The 17,147-nt window shown below is 66.6% G+C and carries 16 protein-coding genes; 5 read left to right on the top strand and 11 right to left on the bottom strand.

The annotated features are described in order from the left end of the window. Window positions 1-27: 27 nt before the first annotated feature. The 4 genes from NGK70_RS21185 to NGK70_RS21170 are packed head-to-tail and all read right to left on the bottom strand — an operon-like array spanning window position 28 to window position 3,944. A complete protein-coding gene (locus tag NGK70_RS21185) occupies window positions 28-1,143 on the bottom strand; it encodes a sulfate/molybdate ABC transporter ATP-binding protein (RefSeq protein ID WP_251970452.1) in 1,116 nt (371 codons plus the stop codon). Then, window positions 1,140-2,066: a sulfate ABC transporter permease subunit CysW gene (gene cysW / locus NGK70_RS21180; protein WP_251970451.1), complete on the bottom strand. Its 927-nt coding sequence runs from the start codon at window positions 2,064-2,066 to the stop codon at window positions 1,140-1,142. The genes NGK70_RS21185 and cysW overlap by 4 nt, the downstream gene beginning before the upstream one ends. Next, a complete protein-coding gene (gene cysT / locus NGK70_RS21175) occupies window positions 2,063-2,899 on the bottom strand; it encodes a sulfate ABC transporter permease subunit CysT (RefSeq protein WP_251970450.1) in 837 nt (278 codons plus the stop codon). The genes cysW and cysT overlap by 4 nt, the downstream gene beginning before the upstream one ends. Before the next feature lie 13 nt (window positions 2,900-2,912). Next, window positions 2,913-3,944: a sulfate ABC transporter substrate-binding protein gene (locus tag NGK70_RS21170; protein WP_251970449.1), complete on the bottom strand. Its 1,032-nt coding sequence runs from the start codon at window positions 3,942-3,944 to the stop codon at window positions 2,913-2,915. Window positions 3,945-4,179: 235 nt separating this feature from the next. Here NGK70_RS21170 and NGK70_RS21165 point away from each other — a divergent pair, with 235 nt between their 5' ends. Then, window positions 4,180-5,136, top strand: a complete 957-nt coding sequence (locus tag NGK70_RS21165; protein ID WP_251970448.1) for a CysB family HTH-type transcriptional regulator — start codon at window positions 4,180-4,182, stop codon at window positions 5,134-5,136. Window positions 5,137-5,357: 221 nt separating this feature from the next. On the opposite strand, the gene NGK70_RS21160 is transcribed toward NGK70_RS21165, so the two are convergent. The 3 genes from NGK70_RS21160 to NGK70_RS21150 all read right to left on the bottom strand — a co-directional run bounded on the left by NGK70_RS21160 (window position 5,358) and on the right by NGK70_RS21150 (window position 7,570). Beyond that, window positions 5,358-6,689, bottom strand: coding sequence for a type II toxin-antitoxin system HipA family toxin (locus tag NGK70_RS21160; RefSeq protein WP_251970447.1), 1,332 nt, complete (start codon window positions 6,687-6,689; stop codon window positions 5,358-5,360). A gap of 2 nt (window positions 6,690-6,691) precedes the next feature. After that, window positions 6,692-7,021, bottom strand: coding sequence for a helix-turn-helix domain-containing protein (locus NGK70_RS21155; protein ID WP_251970446.1), 330 nt, complete (start codon window positions 7,019-7,021; stop codon window positions 6,692-6,694). A 213-nt stretch (window positions 7,022-7,234) separates the two neighbouring features. Beyond that, window positions 7,235-7,570, bottom strand: coding sequence for a YnfA family protein (locus NGK70_RS21150; protein ID WP_251970445.1), 336 nt, complete (start codon window positions 7,568-7,570; stop codon window positions 7,235-7,237). A 449-nt stretch (window positions 7,571-8,019) separates the two neighbouring features. Between NGK70_RS21150 and NGK70_RS21145 the strand changes: the two genes are divergently transcribed. Further along, entirely contained in the window at window positions 8,020-8,520 is a 501-nt protein-coding gene (locus tag NGK70_RS21145) for a MerR family transcriptional regulator (RefSeq protein ID WP_251970444.1), read from the top strand. Here NGK70_RS21145 and NGK70_RS21140 read toward each other — a convergent pair. Continuing rightward, window positions 8,480-10,561, bottom strand: a complete 2,082-nt coding sequence (locus NGK70_RS21140; protein WP_251970443.1) for a heavy metal translocating P-type ATPase — start codon at window positions 10,559-10,561, stop codon at window positions 8,480-8,482. The two genes, NGK70_RS21145 and NGK70_RS21140, sit on opposite strands and share 41 nt — an antisense overlap. 409 nt (window positions 10,562-10,970) lie before the next feature. Here NGK70_RS21140 and cadR point away from each other — a divergent pair, with 409 nt between their 5' ends. Further along, complete coding sequence (gene cadR / locus NGK70_RS21135; RefSeq protein WP_251970442.1) at window positions 10,971-11,426, top strand: Cd(II)/Pb(II)-responsive transcriptional regulator; 456 nt, start codon at window positions 10,971-10,973, stop codon at window positions 11,424-11,426. 144 nt (window positions 11,427-11,570) lie between these two features. Further along, window positions 11,571-12,941 carry a Fic family protein gene (locus NGK70_RS21130; RefSeq protein ID WP_251970441.1) on the top strand — a complete coding sequence of 457 codons (1,371 nt, stop codon included), beginning with the start codon at window positions 11,571-11,573 and terminating at the stop codon, window positions 12,939-12,941. A gap of 103 nt (window positions 12,942-13,044) precedes the next feature. Here the strand turns inward: NGK70_RS21130 and NGK70_RS21125 are convergent, their stop codons facing one another. From NGK70_RS21125 to NGK70_RS21115, 3 genes are read right to left on the bottom strand one after another with little or no spacing between them, the layout of a single operon-like run. Further along, a complete protein-coding gene (locus NGK70_RS21125) occupies window positions 13,045-13,500 on the bottom strand; it encodes a chromate resistance protein ChrB domain-containing protein (RefSeq protein WP_251970440.1) in 456 nt (151 codons plus the stop codon). Window positions 13,501-13,530: 30 nt separating this feature from the next. Beyond that, on the bottom strand, window positions 13,531-14,877 hold the full coding sequence (chrA, locus tag NGK70_RS21120; protein ID WP_251970439.1) for a chromate efflux transporter: 1,347 nt from the start codon (window positions 14,875-14,877) through the stop codon (window positions 13,531-13,533). Then, window positions 14,874-15,815, bottom strand: coding sequence for a chromate resistance protein ChrB domain-containing protein (locus NGK70_RS21115; protein ID WP_251970438.1), 942 nt, complete (start codon window positions 15,813-15,815; stop codon window positions 14,874-14,876). The genes chrA and NGK70_RS21115 overlap by 4 nt, the downstream gene beginning before the upstream one ends. 91 nt (window positions 15,816-15,906) lie before the next feature. Between NGK70_RS21115 and NGK70_RS21110 the strand changes: the two genes are divergently transcribed. Beyond that, on the top strand, window positions 15,907-16,965 hold the full coding sequence (locus NGK70_RS21110; RefSeq protein WP_251973854.1) for a DMT family transporter: 1,059 nt from the start codon (window positions 15,907-15,909) through the stop codon (window positions 16,963-16,965). The last annotated feature ends 182 nt before the right edge of the window (window positions 16,966-17,147 follow it).

Below are 17,147 nucleotides of genomic sequence, written 5' to 3'. Positions count from 1 at the left end.
CAGGCCTGCCGCGATCCTGCTGCTGACTCAGATTGCCGCCGCCGGGTCGTCCTGCACGGCGGCTTCGCCCCCGGCGACGAAGCGCGTGACGTGGCGCGGGCGCAGCCAGGCGCGCTGGCCGGCGTCCAGCCCCAGCTGCTCGCGCAGCGACTGCCAGCGCGCGCGCGGCAGCTCGACGTCCACGTAGCTGCCGTCGTCGCGCTTGAACTCCAGCCGGGTGCGAGGGCCCACCGTCAGCGCCTGGCTGAAGGTGACCGGCCAGACCGTGCCTTCTGCGTGACCGTCGTCGAGCTTCAGCGGCTCGCCCAGCACCTCCAGCTCGTGCGGGCGCACGTAGGTGACGTCCTCGTGCGCGGTGGCACCGCCCGGGCTGTGCCCCAGCCGGCCGTGGAAGAGGTTCACGTCGCCCAGGAACTGCAGCACGAAGGGCGTGGCCGGCCGGTCGTAGACGTCGTCCGGGCTGCCCTGCTGCTCGATGCGGCCCTTGTTGAGCACGACGATGCGATCGGCCACCTCCATCGCCTCTTCCTGGTCGTGGGTGACGAAGACGCTCGTGACATGCACCTCGTCGTGCAGGCGGCGCAGCCAGCGGCGCAGCTCCTTGCGCACCTTGGCGTCGAGCGCGCCGAAAGGCTCGTCGAGCAGCAGCACCTTGGGCTCCACCGCCAGCGCACGCGCCAGGGCGATGCGCTGGCGCTGGCCGCCGGAGAGCTGGTGCGGGTAGCGGTCGGCCACCCAGTCCAGCTGCACGAGCTCCAGCAGCTGCATGACCTTGCGCTTGATCTCGGCGTCGCTCGGGCGGGAGCGAATGCCGGAGCCGGGCTTCGCCCGGGTCGGCCGCACGCGCAGGCCAAAGGCGACGTTCTCGAAGATCGTCATGTGGCCGAACAGCGCGTAGTGCTGGAAGACGAAGCCGACGTTGCGCTCGCGCACGTGGGTGTGGGTGGCGTCTTCGCCATGGAAGAGCACGCTGCCGCTGTCGGCCACTTCCAGCCCCGCAATGATGCGCAGCAGCGTCGTCTTGCCGCAGCCCGAGGGGCCCAGCAGCGCCACCAGCTCGCCCGAGGGGATGTCCAGGTCGATGTGGTCGCAGGCCACCGTGGCGCCGAAGCGCTTGTTCAGGTTGCGGATCTCGATGCTCATCGGGCTTCCTTCTTCATGCGCTGTTCCACTGAGAACTTGGCCCCCAGCGTCACCAGCGCCAGGCCGGCCAGCAGCGAGGCGACGGCGAAGGCGGCGGCGAACTGGTATTCGTTGTAGGCAATCTCGATGTGCAGCGGCATGGTGTTGGTCTGGCCGCGGATGTGGCCGGAGACCACGCTGACCGCGCCGAACTCGCCCATCGCCCGGGCGTTGCACAGGATCACGCCGTACAGCAGCGCCCACTGGATGTTGGGCAGGGTGACGCGGCGGAACATCTGCCAGCCGTTGGCGCCCAGCACCCGGGCGGCCTCCTCCTGCTCGATGCCCTGGGCCTGCATCAGCGGGATCAGCTCGCGCGCGACAAAGGGGAAGGTGACGAAGACGGTGGCCAGCACGATGCCCGGCACCGCGAAGATGACCTTGAGGTCGTGGTCGCGCAGCCACTCGCCGAACCAGCCCTGCAGCCCGAAGACCAGCACGTAGATCAGGCCGGCGATGACCGGGCTGACCGAGAACGGCAGGTCGATCAGCGTGAGCAGCAGGTTCTTGCCGCGGAAGTCGAACTTGGTGATCGCCCAGGCGGCGGACACGCCGAAGACGACGTTCAGCGGCACGCTGATCAGTGTGGCGATCAGGGTGAGCTGGATCGCGCTGAGCGCGTCGTCGTCGGTGATGGCGGCCAGGTAGACGCCCCAGCCCTTCTTCAGCGCCTCGACGAAGACGGTGGCCAGCGGCACGAAGAGGAACAGGGTCATGAAGCCCAGCGCCAGGGCGATGAGCAGCCAACGGACCCAGGCGGGTTCTTCGGTGGCCGTGCGCCCCTCGCCCGTCGAGTACGCCGGTCGATCCCCCGAGGGGATGCGGGCCGGCTTGGGAGCGGCCCGGCGCTCGGCCCGCAGGTGGGTGACGGCAGCGGCAGTCATAGCATCCCTTGACGGCGGCGGGCCCAGGCCTGCAGGCTGTTGATCGCCAGCAGCAGGGCGAAGGACACGCCGAGCATCACCACGGCCACCGCGGTGGCGCCGGCGTAGTCGTACTGCTCGAGCTTGCTGATGATGATGAGCGGCGTGATCTCGCTGATCATGGGCATGTTGCCGGCGATGAAGATGACCGAGCCGTACTCGCCCAGCGCGCGGGCGAAGGCCAGCGCGAACCCCGTCAGCAGGGCCGGCGACAGGATCGGAAAGACCACCTTGGCAAAGGTCTGCCAGCGCGTGGCCCCGAGCGTGGCAGCGGCTTCTTCGAGCTCCTGGTTGACGTCTTCGAGCACCGGCTGCACGGTGCGCACGACGAAGGGCAGGCCGATGAAGACCAGCGCCACCCACACGCCCAGCGGCGTGAAGCTGACCTGGAAGGGCAGCCACTGGCCGAGCCAGCCGTTCTGGGCCCAGATGGCCGTCAGCGCGATGCCGGCCACCGCGGTGGGCAGCGCAAAGGGAAGGTCCACCAGGGCGTCGACGAGGCGCTTGAACGGGAAGTCGTAGCGCACCAGCACCCAGGCAACGATCAGGCCGAACAGGGCGTTGAGGGCAGCGGCCAGCAAGGACGCGCCAAAGGTCAGCCGGTACGAGGCCAGCACCCGCGGCGTGGTGGTGGCCTCCAGGAACTGGCCCCAGCTCAGTGTGGCCGTCTTCAGGAAGGCCGCCGACAGCGGCACCAGCACGATCAGGCTGAGGTACAGCAGCGCAAAACCGAGCGCCAGGTCGAAGCCCGGCAGCACGCTGTGGCGCCGCAGCAGGGTGCGGGTGAAGATCATCGCGATCCCGCCCTCACTTGCGCGTGAAGACCTGATCGAAGGTCCCGCCGTCGGCGAAGTGCGTCTTCTGCGCCTTCGTCCAGCCGCCGAAGACGTCCTCGATGGTGAAGAGCGTTACCTTCGGGTACTGCTTGGCGAACTTGGCGGCCACCGCCGGGTCGATCGGGCGGTAGTAGTTCTCTGCCGCAATGGTCTGGCCCTCGGGCGAATACAGGTACTCCAGGTAGGCCTGCGCGACGGCGCGGGTGCCTCGCTTGTCGACCACCTTGTCGATCACCGTCACCGGCGGCTCGGCCAGGATGGACAGGCTGGGCGCGACGATGTCGAACTTCTCCGGTCCCAGCTCCTTGAGCGCCAGCAGCGCCTCGTTCTCCCAGGCCAGCAGCACGTCGCCGATGCCGCGCTCGACGAAGGTGGTGGTCGCGCCGCGCGCGCCCGAGTCCAGCACCGGCACGTTCTTCAGCAGCGCGCCGACGAAGTTCCGCGCCTTGGCCTCGCTGCCGGTCTTCTTCAGCGCGTAGCCCCAGGCGGCCAGGTAGTTCCAGCGCGCGCCGCCGGAGGTCTTGGGGTTCGGGGTGATGACGGACACGCCCGGCTTGACCAGGTCGTCCCAGTCCCGGATGCCCTTGGGGTTGCCCTTGCGCACCAGGAAGACGATGGTGCTGGTGTAGGGCGAGCTGTTGTGCTTCAGGCGCTTCTGCCAGTCGGCGGGGATGAGTTTGGCTCGTTCGGCCAGTTCGTCGATGTCGTAGGCCAGCGCCAGCGTCACCACGTCGGCCTCCAGCCCGTCGATCACCGAACGGGCCTGCTTGCCCGAGCCGCCGTGGCTTTGCTTGACGGTCACGCTGTCGCCGGTCCTGGCCTTCCAATGCGCCGCGAAGGCCCTGTTGAAATCGACGTAGAGCTCGCGGGTCGGGTCGTAGGAGACGTTGAGCAGCGTGATGTCCCTGGCTTGCACCGGGAGCGCAAAGCTCAGGCTGAGCGCTGCCACCGCCAGAAGATGGCGGGCAACGGTGCGGACGGAGGAGGGGGGCGAAGCGGTCATGGCGAGGGTCCTTGGATCGATCGCCGGCATGCTAGGAACGCCGCCTGATTCCCGGAACGAAGGATTGCGAGGTTGCTTATGCGCAGAGCGAATGAGTCCGCCCGTCGTCTTCTTATGCGTAGATCAACTAACGAAAGAACAAATCAGTCGTTTGTTGTTCGATGGTGCGTTTCCACAATCGCCGCTTCCCCTGGACCCATCGACCCGGCGGCTGCAGAGACCGCTGATGCCCTGCGTGAACTTCCAACAATTGAGATCCGTGCGGGAGACCGTGCGCCGCGGCTTCAACCTCACCGAGGTGGCTGCTGCGCTGCACACCTCGCAGCCCGGCGTGAGCCGGCAGATCCGTGAGCTGGAGGAGGAGCTGGGCGTGGACATCTTCGTGCGTGCCGGCAAGCGGCTGACCGGGCTGACGCCCCCGGGCGAGACGGTGCTGCCGATCGTCGAGCGGCTGTTGGTCGAGGCCGAGAACCTCAGGCGCGCCGGGGCGGACTACGCCGCCGTGGGCCGCGGCACGCTGACGATCGCCGCCACCCACTCCCAGGCTCGCTACGCCCTCCCGCACGCGGTGCGCGACTTTGCCCGCAGCTACCCGGAGGTGGAGTTGCACCTGCACCAGGGCTCGCCCCGGCAGGTGGCCGAGATGCTGCGCAGCGGCGAGGCGGACATCGGCATCGCCACCGAGGCGCTGGCCGAGTTCGACGACTTGGTGGCCCTGCCCTGCTACCGCTGGACCCACGCGGTGGTGGTGCCACGCGGCCATGCCCTCGCCCAGGAGGCGGCCACCGGCCTGGGACTGTCGCTGCAGCGCCTCGCCGGCTTCCCGCTGATCACCTACGAGCCCGGCTACACCGGGCGCGGCCACATCGACGAGGCCTTCCAGCGGCACGGCCTCGCGCCCAACGTGGTGCTGGGCGCGATGGATGCGGATGTCATCAAGACCTACGTCGAGCTGGGCATGGGGGTGGGCATCGTCGCCTCGATCGCCTACGACGAGGAGCGCGACACGGCGCTGCAAGCCATCGACGCGCGCCATCTGTTCGCCACCAACCTGACCCGGCTGGCACTGCGCCGCGGGGCCTTCCTGCGCAGCTACGTCTACGACTTCATCCAGAGCTTCGCGCCCCCGCTCACCCGCGCAGTGGTGGAGCAGGCCCAGCGGGCGGAGGCGGCCGGGGTGTTCGAGATCTGAGCGGGCGGCACGCACGGAGGGCGGGCTTGGCGGCCGCCTCCCCTAAGATCCGCGCCTTTGCCGCCCGATCTCCCTGCACCGTCATGCAAGCCCCTTCCGGCAACCCCGCCCCCGCTACCGCCCAGGACTTCGCCGGCCACACGCCCATGATGCAGCATTACTTGTAAACTCAATAATATCAACAACTTAGGTTGTTGTTACATCATTTGGCTACGCCATAGCTACAAGTTTGCGGCCCCCTGCTGTGTCGCCTCCGAGCAGCTGGCGCGCCGAGCACCCTCCAGTTCGGCATGCTCGAAAGCTGGCGCAAAGGCCTCGAGTTCATGCTGCGCCATGCCGACCTCAGGCATCACCGCAATGTGTCGCCATCGACTGACTGCGGACACCACATCCGCCAGCACTTGTCTGGCTTCATCTGCGCTCAGCTCAAACCGCGCGGCTTGCGCCAGCAGCGTCTCCACCGAGGTGATGGGCCCGGTGTCTTCGCTGAGCCAGGTCTTGGACTCGCGCTCCTTGTCCGGGAACGGATTCAGGTCGAAAGCCGGCGCCAGGCGCCACAGGTTGGCATCGGCGTAGAGGAAGCCAATGTTGTGGAGGTGGTCGTCCACGTTGGTGACCAGGTGGTTGAACACCATCCGCCGCCACAACTGCTGTGCGTCTCGCTTGAAGGCGAGGCACTTTGAGCGCATCGCGTCGACCAACTCGGTGTACGCGCGCTCGTCGCCCCGGTTGGACTGCAGCAGCGTGGCCCCGGAGATGTACGGGATGCGCGCCTGCTCCGCGGTGCGGTCGAAACGGCGGATGACCGCCACCGGTTCGCCTTGGACCGTGACGATGCGGGCCGAGGCCACCTCAATACCCGCCAGCTGCGCCAGGCGCAGCGCCAAGACCTCGCCGCGGGTCACACTGCGCTCGTCTTGCACGCTCGGGAACTTGCCCAGGGCCAGTGCGCCATCTTCATCGACGATGCTGCACTTGGGCCGAAGGCCGCCCAGCGAGGTTGCCTTGCCAAGGAGGTACCTCAAGTCCTCAGCCGATTCCTTGCTCTGCTCTACGGCGCGACTGGCAGAGAGCATGTGCTCAAGCTCCAACAACGCGGGCGTAGTGCGCTGCCCCGTCGCAACGCTGCGCAGATAGCGCTTGCTGGCATCGCGCAAGCGCAAGGCGCCGATTCGGCTGTGGTCGTCGACCGCGCAGAGGTAGTCCAGCTCGGTCAGCGGGCCGAGCGCCGGATTCTTTTGTCGCTCCTTGGCGTGCGCACGTGCGATGACCCGCCGACCCCAGCTATCAGGCTCGGTGTCTGCCAGCGCAAAGAAGAACACAGAGTCCTCCTTGGTCGCAGCCCGGCGAACCTGGTGGCCCACGGTCTTGTCCAGGTCGGGCGACACGTCGAAGAAGCGCGGGTCTGAGAGCCAGCTTTCACTATAGGCGAACTGGGAGAACTCCCGCTGCCCGGCACGCACGTACACCAGCTTGCCCACGGCATGCTCAGCCGCGCCGAGAAACACATCCAGCTCGACCTGCGTTGCGCTTGGCTTTCGTTGCGACGCCATCGTCAGAACGAACCCGATTCAGGGGTGCGCGCGCGGGTTCGGATGCGTTGCGGCAGCGCCTCGTCCATCAGCGTCAGCCCCACGCTGTCCTGCGGGGTGTCCAAGAGGGCTTCAAGCTTGTCGAGCTCCCCGAAGACCTGCAACGCGCGGGCTACATGCTGCAGCGCCATGCCCGAATGTCCCTGCTCCATCCGGCGAACGGTGTTCAACGAAGCGCCGATGCGCTCCGCCAGCATCTGCTGCGACATGTGACGGCGCCGCCGAGCCAGCGAGATGTTCTGACCCAGCCGTGCCAGTGCCCGCTCAACGGGAAGGGGAATTGGACTTGTCATAGCTTTACCGCCCACAGCAAGACTGCTATTTCTGTTAAGAGCCCTTATAAGGTGCAATATATGACTCATTGAAACGCAGGTCAAGCTCATCAAGAACAGAAACCCTCATAAGAGCGATTAGGCTCATTAAAAGCTCTTACGAGAGATATAAATTCTATTTCCCGCCGTAAAACCAGCCTCCCAGCGGACCGGACGGGGCCTTACCCGCGGAGCTCAGGCCGCAGACCGGTCGCCCCACATAATGATGACCATGCCCATCAAGCTCACCGAGACGCCCACCAGGTCGGCCGTTGTTGGCCGTACGCCATCAACGGCCCACAGCCACATCACGGCGACCAGGATGTAGACACCGCCGTAGGCTGCGTACACCCGGCCGGACGCCGTCGGGTGCAAGGACAGCAGCCAGGCAAACAAGCCAAGGCTCAATGCGGCAGGCGCCAGCAGCCAGGCAGTCTTGCCCTGCTTCAGCCACAGGTAGGGCAGGTAGCAGCCCACAATCTCGGCGACGGCCGTGACAACAAAGAGAGCCAGCGTCTTGAGGATGTCCATGACCTCATTGTCGACACCCGAATCACCGCAAGAAAATCCTTGCCCCTCAAGTCGCTTGAGGTCTTACCTTGCCGCCCGAGCGCTGTGCTCGACCACGTGAGGCAGAAATGGCAAGTTGGAAATCGGTTCTGGGACTGGGAGCAGCGTGCGCAGCATGTTGCGCGGTGCCGCTGGCAGGTGCGTTGGGAGCGGCAGGCGTCACTGCAGCCGTCGCTGCGGCCGGAGCCGCCCTGCTGGCTTGCGCGGATGAGCTGGCCGCGCTGGTCGCCGTGGCCGCCGTCTTGGCGCTGCTGTATGCGACTTGGCGACGCCGCACGTCGGCCCTGGCGTCACAACCTGCAGCCTGCGCTTATCCCGCTGGCTCGGCTTGCGCGCCCAAGGGCGGCTGCCAAGGGTGTCAAACTGGTCGCCCAGACTGACCCGAGCGCCCTCGCAACCTACGCACCGCCATGACCCAAGTCCGAACGATGACCATCGGCGCGCTGGCGCAAGCGTCGGGAGCCACGGTCCCCACCATCCGCTACTACGAGAGCATCGGTCTGCTCCCACTGGCCCGGCGGTCGGACAAGGCCCAGCGCCTCTACGAGCCCAGCGCCATCCAGCGCGTCGCGTTCGTCCGCCGCTGCCGCGACTTCGGCTTCAGCATCGACCAGGTGCGCCAGCTCGTCGCCCTGGCCGATGCGCCAGGCCTGCCCTGCAAGGAGGTCCGTGACCTGGCGGCGGAGCAACTTACGGCCGCGCGAGCGAGGCTCGCGGAGCTGCAGGCGCTGGAGGCCGCGCTGCAGTCGGCCGTCAGCGGGTGTGACGCCACCTGCAGCGACGGTTGCGCGCCGGACTGCAGCATCGTGGCCGAGTTGGCGCAGCGCCAGGAGAACCTCCGCCCCGAGGTGACTTGCGGGTGCGCGGGTTCTATTCGCGTTGAACGCCCTTCATCAGGCGCAGGCCGTTGAACACCACCAGCAGGCTCGCGCCCATGTCGGCAAAGACGGCCATCCACATCGTGGCGCTGTCGAAGACGGCGAGCAGCAGGAACATCAGCTTGATGCCCAGGGCGATGCCGATGTTCTGCCACAGCACGGCATGGGTGCGCCGGGACAGGCGGATGGCCTCGGGCACGCGGCGCAGGTCGTCGTTCATGATGACCACGTCAGCGGCCTCGACCGCGGTGTGCGTGCCGGCACCGCCCATCGCAAAGCCGATGCGGGCCGCCGCCAGCGCCGGGGCGTCGTTGATGCCGTCGCCGACCATGGCGACGTCGCCCCGCTCGCCCAGGGCCTGGATGGACTGAAGTTTGTCATCTGGCAGCAGGCCGGCCTGAACATCGTCGATACCTGCCTCGGCCGCGATGGCTCGGGCGGTGGCCGCGTTGTCACCGGTCAGCATCACCGTTTCCACGCCGAGCGAGCGCAGCTCAGCCACCGCCTGCCTTGACGTGGTCTTGGTGGTGTCGGCCACCGCGAACAAGGCCAGCACGCCCGTCGCATTCGCCAGCAGGGTGACCGTGCGGCCCTGGCGCTCCTGCGCCTGCATCAGTGCCTCCAGCTCGGGCGAGCATTGCCGGCGGTCTTCGACCCAGCGATGGTTGCCCAGCACGTAGTCCTGACTGTCGATGACGCCGTGGACGCCACGACCAACCTCGGCGCCGAAGTGCTGGACCTCGTGCAGAGGCTGGCCCAGCCCGGTGGCAATGGCCTTGGAGACCGGGTGGTCGGACCGCGCAGCCAGGCTGGCGGCGATGGCCAACACGGCAGCCTCAGGCAGCGTGCTGGCCAGCATCTGCTGGTGGACCAGCTTGGGCCGGCCTTCGGTCACGGTCCCGGTCTTGTCCAGGGCGACGACCTTGAGCTTGCGCGCTTCCTCCAGGTAGACGCCGCCCTTGATGAGGATGCCGCGACGTGCCGCGGCCGCCAGCCCGCTGACCACCGTCACCGGCGTGGAGATAACCAAGGCACACGGGCAGGCAATGACCAGCATCACCAATGCCTTGTAGACCGCAGCCGTCCAGGCCAGCCCGAACAGCAGCGGTCCACCCACGGCCACCGCCAGGGCCACGGCGAAGACCGCCGGCGTGTAGACCGCCGCGAACCGGTCAACGATGCGCTGCGTCGGTGCCCGCTTGCCCTGGGCCTCCTCCACGGCGTGGATGATGCGGGCCAGCACCGTGTCACTGGCCGGCGAGGTGACCTGGAACTCCAGCGAGCCGTTCTGGTTCACCGTGCCGGCGAAGACCTCGTCGCCCGGGCCCTTGTCGACGGGCACGCTCTCTCCGGTGACTGGCGATTGGTCTACGGCGCTCTGACCGGTCGTGACCTTGCCATCCAAGGCGAAGCGCTCACCCGGCCGCACCCGGACGATGGCGCCAAGGCCGACGGCCTTGGCCGCCACGGGCAACCAGGTGCCATCCGCCTGACGCACCTGCGCCTCCTGCGGCGACAGGTCCAGCAACCCCTTGATGGCATGGCGCGCACGGTCGACGGCACGGGCCTCGATGAGCTCCGCCAGCGAGTACAGCACCATCACCATCGCGGCTTCCGGCCATTGGCCGATGGCGGCCGCCCCCACCACCGCCACGCTCATCAGCGCATTGATGTTGAGCTGGCCACGCAGCAGCGCACTGAGCCCCTTGCGGAACACCGACAGGCCGGACAGGCCGATGGCAAGGGCCGCAACGGCAAAGCCGGCGCCCTTCCAGACCAGGGTGTCGGGCGCGAAGAAATGCACCAGCTCGGCGCCGATGGCCACCAACAGCGCGACGCCGAGCTGGACGAGTTCCTTGCGCTGGGCCTGGGCGGTTGCCTCGTTCGAGGGCGGGGCTGACACCGGCTCGGCTTGGAAGCCCGCGCCCCGGATGGCGTCCGTCACCACGCTCCAGACATCGGCCGGCGCGTCCACCGCCAGCGTGCGCCCCGGCAGGTCGAAGGCCAGACGCCGTATCTGGGGAAACGGCTCCAGCGCACGGCGTATCTGCCCTTCCTCGACAGGGCAGTCCATGGCCGGAATCCGCAGCAGCAGGCCCGTGGCGTCGGCGGCGGAGACCCGCGCCGGTTGAACTTCGGCCGAACAAGCGCCCGCCGCACAGCAGTCCGATGAATCCGGAGGTTGGAGCTGGACGTGAGCCTGGCCACTGGCCGAACCGTGCGAGTGCACGTGCGAGTGCTCGTACTGCTTTTTCTTGAGGGCAACTAAGAGAATGGCTACCGTCGCGGTGTGGTCGCAGCAGCCGGTGCCGCACGCCGTGGGCGCCTCCTGCACAGGGTCGGGCGAGTGGCGTGACGGCACAAGGGCGATAGTCGGCAGCGATTTTTGAGTGGTGCTTTCAGGCATGATGAGATTTGAATCCCTGTAGCCACTACAGAGTCAAGCCCCCTACACTGCCACCGCACGCGCCTGGGAGAACCTCATGAAAATCGGCGAACTGTCGGCGTCCTCGGCCACCGCTATCGAGACCATCCGCTACTACGAGCGCGAGGGCCTGCTGCCCAGTCCTGCGCGGACCGAGGGCAACTTCCGCATTTACGAAACGCCGCACCTGGAACGCCTACAGTTCGTCCGGTACTGCCGAAGCCTGGACATGTCGCTCGACGAAGTGCGGGCGCTGCTGAAGTTCAAGGACGCGCCGGCCGAGCGCTGCGGCGATGTCAATGACCTGCTGGACGCGCACATTGGCCACGTGTCGCGGCGCATCCGCGAGTTGCGCACGCTGGAGAAACAGTTGAAGGAACTGCGCCAGCGCTGCTGTGAGGCTCGTCCTGCACAGGCCTGCGGCATCCTGTCCGAACTGACCCAGGCGTCCAAGGAGGTGGTGCCTGCCGAGGGGCGAGCCTCGAACCACCTGCGTTCAGTGCATTCTGGATGAGCCGCGCCGGATGCTTGTCGCCCGGCGCCGAATCTCATCACAATCTTGTCATTCCTCGCACCGATTGATAAGATTAGGCCATATTCTTGTCAAATTGACGAGATTTAGAGGCTCATCTCATCAACTGACAAGATTCCCAGCCGCATGCCTTCCACCAGCCTGCCGCCCCGTCATGAGGCCTTGTTGCGCCTGGTACTTGCCGCCGGGGCGCCTGTGCAGCCCGGAGCGCTGGAGCAAGCCCTTCCGTCTTCGCGGCCGACCCTCAACCGGACCTTGCGAGACCTGTTGGCGTCAGGCCTTCTGGAGAAACTGGGGGACGGCCGGTCCACGCGCTACGTCGCCACGGATGCGGCCAAGGCCGCACTGGGGGCCGTGGTTTCGGCCGAGCCCATCACCACAGGACCCGGCCTGCTGCGGTGGTCGCCCACAGCGCTACCTTTGGTCGAATCGCTTCGCGAGCCTCTGGGAACGCGTACCCCCGTGGGCTACGACAGCAGTTTTGTGGGCAACTACATCCCGAACCAGTCCAGCTTGCTGCCCCCGCAACTGGCCACGGACTTGTTTAACGCAGGCCGCAGCCGCGACCAGCAGCCCGCAGGCACCTACGCCCGCGAGGTTCTGGAGCAGTTGCTGATTGACCTGTCCTGGTCGTCATCACGCCTGGAAGGCAACAACAAGAGCCTGCTCGACACCCAGGCGCTCTTCGAGCTGGGGGAGCAAACTGGCCCCATCGACGAGGACACCCTGATGCTGCTCAACCACAAGAGCGCCATCGAGTTCATGGTGGACGCTGTTCCGACCGAGGGCATCACCGTGCCAGTCATCGTTGACCTCCAAGCCAAGCTGATGCGGGACTTGCTGAGGGACGCACGAGACATCGGCAGCATCCGCCGACGCGTGGTGAACATCGACGGCTCCGTCTATTCCCCGAGCAACATCCCCACGCTCCTGGAAGACACGCTGACGTCCATCGTCGACAAGGTCCGGCACATCCGTAACCCCGTGGAGGCCGCCTTCTTCCTCTGGGTCCAGGTGGCTTATCTGCAGCCGTTTTCGGACGGCAACAAGCGCACGAGCCGCCTGAGCGCGAACATGCCGCTCATGCTCTACAACTGCGCGCCGCTGTCGTTCCTGGACGTCGAGCGCTCGGACTATGCGACGGCCATGCTCGGCGTCTACGAGCAGCGCAACGTTGCTGCGGCCGTGGAGCTGTTCGAGTTCATCTACCGTCGCTCGATTCAGAAATACAGCGTGCTTCGAGCCTCACTGGCCGCCCCCGACCCGATTCGCGTTCGCTATCGGCAGGCCCTGAACGAGCTCATGCAGTTCGTCGTCTTCTATGGCAAGACGCTGGAGAACGCCTTCTCGGAGGTACCCGTCGACGCCGCGGATAGGGCGACGTTGCGCGCCATCGCCAACACCGAACTGGACCACCTGGAACAGTACAACTGCGCCCGCTACAACCTGGCCCGGGGCATGACGCAGCGCTGGATAGACGCTGGGCGGCCTCGATAAGCAGTCTGCTTGTGCAGCCTCCCCTGGGGCCTGCCGTGACCGCACATCGGTCACGGCAGCCAGGCATCTGCGCCTTCGACACCCCAAGCCCGTCCCGTGCGCTTCACGCGGACATGGGAGGCCAGTTGTGCTGCTCGTCCTGGCAGCTCTTGCACCACGCATAGAGGGCGTCGTACATCACCATGCCGTGCCTGAGCATCTCGTGGTCGTCCGGGAAGGTCTGCGACAGGCCCAGCGACAAGGCATAGAGCCCTGCCGACTGCGGCGAGAGGTCCAGGCGCGAGGTGTCGGCGCCGCGCACGATGACGGCCAGTTGCTGCAGCGCCGGGTCGTCGAGCTGGTACTTGGCGAGGAAGGCGTCGAAGCTGCACAGCTCGCCGACGTGAGACATCTCGACGCCGGGAATGTCATAGGGGACGGCGCCGGTCCGCTCGGCCGTCTCGAGCACCCGCGCGGCGGGCACGTAGAGGAACTCGGGTTCCTTGTCGATGAACCTGGCAATGAGCCAGGGGCAAGCGATGCGGTCAATCTTCGGACGCTCGCGGGTGACCCACTTCATGATGTCGCTCCTTTGGGCTCAAACGGGGGCTCACGTCAGGGCGCGCAGTGCCAAACCGGCCAGGCCCGACACCAGCACGACCGGGATGACACCGACCTTGAATCGAATCAGCGCAATGGCAGCCACGATGCCGATGCCTGCGGACAGGGCATCGAAAGGCCCCGACCAGCCCGTCGGCCAGAGCACGTGGTACGCAAAGAACACGGCCAGGTTCACGATGACGCCCACCACCGCAGCCGTGATGCCGGTCAGCGGCGCCGTGAACTTCAGGTTGCCATGGGTGGACTCGATGAAGGGCCCGCCCAGCAGGATGAAAAAGAAGCTGGGCAGGAAGGTGAAGAAGGTCACCACCGTGGCCGCCACCGCGCCGGACAGGAACAGCGCGTCGCTGCCGAAGATGGCCTTGGTCCAGCCGCCAACGAAGCCGACGAAGGACACCACCATGATGAGCGGGCCGGGCGTGGTCTCGCCCAGGGCCAAGCCGTCCATCATCTGCGGCGCGGTCAGCCACTGGAAGTGGTCGACCGCGCCCTGGTAGACGTAGGGCAGCACGGCGTAGGCGCCGCCGAAGGTCAGCAGCGCGGCCTTGGTGAAGAACCAGGCCATCTGCGTGAGCACGGCATCCCAGCCCCAGGCCAGCGTCAGCCCGCCCATGCCCGCAGCCCACAGGCCCAGGCACACCACCAGCACGCGGGTGAAGCGCGCCCAGGTGAAGCGCGCGTGTTCAGGCGTGGGCGTGGTGTCGTCGATGAGCGCCGCGCCCGCCGACTTGCCGGCCTTGCCGTGGCCACCGCCCACGGCGAACTTGTCTGGCACGAAGCGCCCACCCAGGTAGCCGATGAGCGCAGCGAGCAGCACAATGAGCGGAAATGGCAGCTGCAGCGCGAAGATGCCGACGAAGGCCGCCACCGCGATGCCCCACAGCCAGGCGTTCTTCAGCGCGCGCGAGCCGATGCGCACGGCTGCCGACACCACGATGGCGGTCACGGCCGGTTTGATGCCGTAGAGCACGCCCGCTACCGCAGGCACCGAGCCGAAGGCCATGTAGACCCACGACAAGGCAATCAGCAGCAGCAGCGAAGGCAGTACGAAGAGGCCACCGGCAGCGATGCCGCCCCAGGTGCGGTGCATCAGCCAGCCGATGTAGGTGGCCAACTGCTGCGCCTCTGGGCCGGGCAGCAACATGCAGTAGTTCAAAGCATGCAAGTAGCGCTGCTCTGAAATCCAGCGTTTGCGCTCGACCAGGTCTTCGTGCATCAGCGCAATCTGCCCGGCGGGTCCGCCGAAGCTGATGAAGCCCAGCTTGAGCCAGTAGAGCAAGGCCTGGCCAAAGCTCACAGGCCCGGGCGCTTGGGTGGTATCGAGTGCAGCGGTCATGGCTGTTGCCGCAAGGCGGCGTAAAGGGTGTCAAACAGGGGCGCCGCCGCTGCCAGCAGCGCATCGTCATCGGTGTGCAGGGTCTGCAGGCCGCGCACCAGCATCTCGACGCCAGCCGCCTCATCGACGGGGATGCCGCCGACGTCGATGTAGTGCACCAGCTGCCCCAGGCGCATCAGCGCAGCGTCTTCATCGAGCCCGAAGGCCGCGACGACCACCTCGAAGGTCACCTTGTCGCCTATGTGCGTGAAGGCCGCGCCATCGAAGTCATAACCCAGCGCCGACTTTGGGCACTGGCGGGCATCGGCCAGCCACAGGAAGGTCGGTGACCGGTCAACGAAGCGCCGCACCAGCCAGGCCGTCGCCAACCGGTCGACCCAGGGGCGCGCACGCGTGGCCCAGGTCCTGCCCTGATGGGCCGCGATGTCCAGGCGGGCAATGGCGCCGGAACCCGCGGCCGGTTCATCCGGCGACAGGCGCCGCTCGACCTCGCTGCGCAAGGTGTCCAGGCCAGCCTTGGCGCTTGCGGCCGCCTTTCCGGCGAAGAAGTCCATCGCCAGGATGGATTGCAACTGCTGCTCCAATGTGCGGACGGTCTTGCGCAGTTCCGCCTCGGTACGTCCGGCCATGCCCTTGCGCGCGTCCTTCAGCGACTGCGCGAAGTCGGCGTATTGCTCGGAGCGGTCGAACAAGGCGGTGAACGTGGCTTCCTGCGCGGCGTCGCGTGCCGTGACCTCCAGCATGTGGGCCTCGGCACCACCGTCTCGGATGACCTGCTCGATGGCCCAGAACTCTTTGGCGGTCGATGCGCCGGCTGGCAGGACGTAGACGCCCTCCCGGAGCGGCGCACACCCGATGGTCTTGAGGCTGCGCCAGACGCGAACGCGCAAGCCCGACGGGGACGTCGGAAGGGTGGCAGTGAGAATGAGCCATTTCATCTTGAAGCAAATATCTCATGATGTGATGAATGATTCAAGACCGATGGGTGCAGGAGTCAACGACAGCTTGGCCTGTGGTCCACTGGACGGCATGGCCATTCGAACTGTCTCCCCCGCACTGGGTGCCGCTTTGCTGTTTGGTGCGAGCACGCCTCTCGCGAAGCTCCTGGGCCTGGATGTCGCGCCACAACTCCTCGCAGGACTGCTCTATCTGGGCAGTGGTGTCGGGCTTGCCATCCTCATGCTGGCCCGTGCCCTACTCCATCGAGGGCAGCCTGAAAGTGCGGTGGCGCTGAACATCCCCGCCAAGGAAATCCCCTGGCTCGCCGGTGCCATCGTCTCGGGCGGCGTGCTCGGGCCGGTGTTCCTGATGTCCGGGCTGGCCTCGACTGACGCCGCCGCTGCTTCACTGCTGCTCAACGTCGAGGGTGTGCTGACGGCTGTCATCGCCTGGCTGGTCTTCAAGGAGAACGCCGACTCCCAAATCGTCCTCGGCATGGCAACCATCGTCGCGGGCGGTGTGCTGCTGTCGCTGCAGCCGGGCACGATGAGCTTGTCGGCAGGCGCGCTGCTCGTCGTCGCTGCTTGCCTTTGCTGGGCCATCGACAACAACCTGACCCGCAAGGTGTCGGCCAACGACGCCCTCCTGGTTGCATGCCTGAAGGGTCTGTTCGCCGGCGTGACGAATACCGGGCTGGCGTTGGCGCTGGGCGCAACGATGCCCGCAGGGAGCCCGTTGCTCGCGACACTGGTTGTCGGGTTCGCGGGCTATGGCCTCAGCCTGGCCTTGTTCGTGGTGGCGCTGCGAGGACTGGGAACGGCCCGCACCGGAGCCTACTTTTCGGTGGCCCCGCTTTTCGGCGTGCTCATCTCACTGGCCCTCTGGCCCGCAGCGCCAGGTTGGACGTTCTGGATGGCCACGGGCTTGATGGCAGTCGGGGTCTGGCTGCACGTTCGCGAGCGGCACGAGCATCACCACACCCATCAGCCTCTGGAACATGCCCATCGCCACACGCACGACGAACACCATCGTCATGCCCATGACGTCGCCTGGGACGGGCACGAACCGCACGCGCATCCGCATCGCCATGCCATGTTGACCCATCGACATGCACATTTCCCGGACGTACACCACAGGCACGAGCACTGACACGGGACTGGTCTGACCCCTCGTACATACGATTCATACGATTTGTACGAGTTGAATTCTTCTTACGCTTTGTACGATGCAATCCGTTGTCTACCGACACTGGGCGACAGGGTGCATCGGCAGAGGTGCCTCCGCGCTGAGGTTGCAGTTGCGACAAACAGCAGTCCTGTCAAGGCGGTCAC

This window comes from Sphaerotilus microaerophilus (genome assembly GCF_023734135.1).
Taxonomy (GTDB): domain Bacteria; phylum Pseudomonadota; class Gammaproteobacteria; order Burkholderiales; family Burkholderiaceae_C; genus Sphaerotilus; species Sphaerotilus microaerophilus.
The sequence above is the reverse complement of the archived record's forward strand: the minus strand, read 5'-3'. Positions and strand labels throughout refer to the sequence as shown.

Excerpts from the sequence above, each read along its gene's own strand:
- NGK70_RS21130 (WP_251970441.1), top strand. The coding sequence starts at position 11,571 with ATGCCTTCCACCAGCCTGCCGCCCCGTCATGAGGCCTTGTTGCGCCTG.
- NGK70_RS21160 (WP_251970447.1), bottom strand. The coding sequence starts at position 6,689 with ATGGCGTCGCAACGAAAGCCAAGCGCAACGCAGGTCGAGCTGGATGTG.
- cadR (WP_251970442.1), top strand. The coding sequence starts at position 10,971 with ATGAAAATCGGCGAACTGTCGGCGTCCTCGGCCACCGCTATCGAGACC.
- NGK70_RS21185 (WP_251970452.1), bottom strand. The coding sequence starts at position 1,143 with ATGAGCATCGAGATCCGCAACCTGAACAAGCGCTTCGGCGCCACGGTG.
- NGK70_RS21140 (WP_251970443.1), bottom strand. The coding sequence starts at position 10,561 with ATGGACTGCCCTGTCGAGGAAGGGCAGATACGCCGTGCGCTGGAGCCG.
- cysT (WP_251970450.1), bottom strand. The coding sequence starts at position 2,899 with ATGATCTTCACCCGCACCCTGCTGCGGCGCCACAGCGTGCTGCCGGGC.
- NGK70_RS21170 (WP_251970449.1), bottom strand. The coding sequence starts at position 3,944 with ATGACCGCTTCGCCCCCCTCCTCCGTCCGCACCGTTGCCCGCCATCTT.
- chrA (WP_251970439.1), bottom strand. The coding sequence starts at position 14,877 with ATGACCGCTGCACTCGATACCACCCAAGCGCCCGGGCCTGTGAGCTTT.
- NGK70_RS21110 (WP_251973854.1), top strand. The coding sequence starts at position 15,907 with ATGGCCATTCGAACTGTCTCCCCCGCACTGGGTGCCGCTTTGCTGTTT.
- NGK70_RS21155 (WP_251970446.1), bottom strand. The coding sequence starts at position 7,021 with ATGACAAGTCCAATTCCCCTTCCCGTTGAGCGGGCACTGGCACGGCTG.
- cysW (WP_251970451.1), bottom strand. The coding sequence starts at position 2,066 with ATGACTGCCGCTGCCGTCACCCACCTGCGGGCCGAGCGCCGGGCCGCT.
- NGK70_RS21150 (WP_251970445.1), bottom strand. The coding sequence starts at position 7,570 with ATGGACATCCTCAAGACGCTGGCTCTCTTTGTTGTCACGGCCGTCGCC.
- NGK70_RS21125 (WP_251970440.1), bottom strand. The coding sequence starts at position 13,500 with ATGAAGTGGGTCACCCGCGAGCGTCCGAAGATTGACCGCATCGCTTGC.
- NGK70_RS21145 (WP_251970444.1), top strand. The coding sequence starts at position 8,020 with ATGACCCAAGTCCGAACGATGACCATCGGCGCGCTGGCGCAAGCGTCG.
- NGK70_RS21115 (WP_251970438.1), bottom strand. The coding sequence starts at position 15,815 with ATGAAATGGCTCATTCTCACTGCCACCCTTCCGACGTCCCCGTCGGGC.